3 protein-coding genes are annotated in these 2,080 nt (G+C 71.2%); 1 reads left to right on the top strand and 2 read right to left on the bottom strand.

All coding sequences use genetic code 11. The annotated features are described in order from the left end of the window. A partial coding sequence (locus tag AB0J52_RS37740; protein ID WP_500187771.1) for a LacI family DNA-binding transcriptional regulator occupies positions 1-200 on the bottom strand: 200 nt, incomplete at its 3' end. A 299-nt stretch (positions 201-499) separates the two neighbouring features. Here AB0J52_RS37740 and AB0J52_RS37735 point away from each other — a divergent pair. Next, positions 500-1,213 (top strand): TetR/AcrR family transcriptional regulator, encoded by a 714-nt coding sequence (locus AB0J52_RS37735; RefSeq protein ID WP_500187769.1) that lies wholly within the window; start codon positions 500-502, stop codon positions 1,211-1,213. Positions 1,214-1,532: 319 nt separating this feature from the next. Here AB0J52_RS37735 and bldC read toward each other — a convergent pair whose 3' ends face one another. Next, a complete protein-coding gene (gene bldC / locus AB0J52_RS37730) occupies positions 1,533-1,736 on the bottom strand; it encodes a developmental transcriptional regulator BldC (RefSeq protein WP_012850682.1) in 204 nt (67 codons plus the stop codon). Positions 1,737-2,080: the final 344 nt, after the last annotated feature.

Here is a 2,080-nt window from a genome sequence, read left to right as displayed (position 1 = left end):
ACGGCCGCCCGCCTACGCTCGCTCACGTGCGGCGAGCCGCGCATCACCAGCGACACCAGCGACTTGGAGACCCCGGCCCGCTCGGCGACGTTGCGGATCGTCGGTTTGGGCGCGCGCAGGGGCGCCGAACCCACGCGCGGGCGCGGGACCTCCCTGCGCAGCTCCCTGCCGCGCGGCGGGGTCGTTTCACGGTCAGACATGGCACTCCGTCCGGGGGGACTTGCGGGTGATGCCACACGCGGACCTCCGGGCGCTCGGGCCGACCGGAACTCCGTCCTCGCTCGGGAGGAGATGCCATGATGCCTCTCCTTCGCCCGAATTCGGCGCAACAGCGAGTAACGGGCGGCCTTCAATCGGAGTTCAGGGCACGCTGACTCGGAGCGGTCCGTCCGTTTCCGCCCGTCACGGCGGGGTCGCCCGCCCGGCACGTCCGGAGAAAAGGACAGGTCCGCGCGGTGGCGCGGCCGTGCCCCGACCCGCCCTCGGATACCCTTCCCGAGTGGCAGATCGTGCAGTGACCGGCGGCGGACGGCGAGCGAACACCCGCGACCGGAAGCCCGCCGCGGCGCGCCAGGGCCGGCGCCGGCTCAGCGTGGACGAGCGCCGCGACGAGCTGATCGAGGCCGCGCTCCAGCTGTTCAGCACCCGCCCGCCCGAGGACGTGTCGATCGACGACGTCGCGGCGGCGGCGGGCGCCTCGCGCGCGCTGGTCTACCACTACTTCGGCGGCAAGTACGAGCTCTACCTCGCCGCGCTCGGCAACGCCGCCCAGAAGCTGTCGGTGCTGCTCGACCCGCCCACCGAGGGCACCCCGCTCGACCGGCTCCGGATCTCCCTGGAGCGCTACTTCGACTTCGTCGAGAGCCACGCTGCGGGGTTCACCGCACTGCTGCGCGGCGGTCCCGCCGACCGGTCCGGCGAGGTCGGCGAGATCGTGGACGGCATCCGGCAGCTGCTGCTCGGCCGCATCCTCGCCGCGATGGAGGTCGAGACGCCGACGCCGATCCTGCGCATCACGCTGCGCTCCTGGATGGCGTCGGTCGAGACCGCCGGCCTGGACTGGCTGGAGAGCCGCGACGTCACCCGGCCCGAGCTCGAACGCCTGCTGATCGACCAGCTCATCGTCCTGCTGCACGTCGCGGGCCAGCACACCGCCGACATCGCGGACCTGTTCGACCGCCTCGCCGAAGCCGAGCTCGGCCCCGCGACCTGACCGCCGAGGCCCCGCCGCCCCCTGCGTGCGGCCGGCCCAGACCCGCACCCGCCTCGACCTCTTCGGTGAGCGGACGGTCACGCTGAGCCATCAGGGGCCGGGCATGGCGGATGTCCCGGTCGACGAGCGAACGGGACATCCGATGGTTCGGTGAGTGGCCCGAGACCGCGGTTCTCGGATGACCGTGGTGCCGGACCGTCGGCCAGGAAGCGGCTGAACTCCCCACCGCTGCGGCGGTTCGTTCAGCGGCCTCCTGGCCGCCCCCCTTGTTGCGCTGTACACGGCCGCCCGCGCCGAGGGTTCGGCGGGACGGCGCGCCTCACTCCGAGCGCTGCTGCGGGATTCCCGCGAGCAGTGCCCGCACCTCCGCCTCGCGGTAGCGGCGGTGCCCCCCCAGGGTGCGGATGGACGTCAGCTTGCCGGCCTTCGCCCACCGCGTCACCGTCTTGGGGTCGACACGGAACATCGTCGCCACCTCCGCCGGCGTGAGCAGCGGCTCGGCCTCGGGTGTACGTGCTGACATGTGTGCGGCCTCTCCTCCGTGGACCGAATGACAGCGATCCTGCGGTTTGATCTCGCGCGGTCACTGATGTCCCCTATGGCCCGAAAGAGCCACTATGACATCACAACGTGTAACCTTGCCACCACTCATCGCAACAAGCAAGTACCTTTGCCACCCCTCGTAGGGATTCATGTCGCATCAGCGTGGTCACTGGGTCACGCTCAGTGATTCTAGCGACACGTATAGTCGTATCGCGCAGGGATTCAGGAAATTTGTTCAGTTCGCCGTGCGGCGGGCCCGGACGGGCCGCCAGCGGGCGAGCAGACGCCGGTACATCGCGACCGCCAGCTCGTCCTCGCCGCGGG

The sequence above is a fragment of the Spirillospora sp. NPDC049652 genome, assembly GCF_040675125.1.
Classification (GTDB): Bacteria; Actinomycetota; Actinomycetes; order Streptosporangiales; family Streptosporangiaceae; genus Spirillospora.
The sequence above is the reverse complement of the archived record's forward strand: the minus strand, read 5'-3'. Positions and strand labels throughout refer to the sequence as shown.

Excerpts from the sequence above, each read along its gene's own strand:
- bldC (WP_012850682.1), bottom strand. The coding sequence starts at position 1,736 with ATGTCAGCACGTACACCCGAGGCCGAGCCGCTGCTCACGCCGGCGGAG.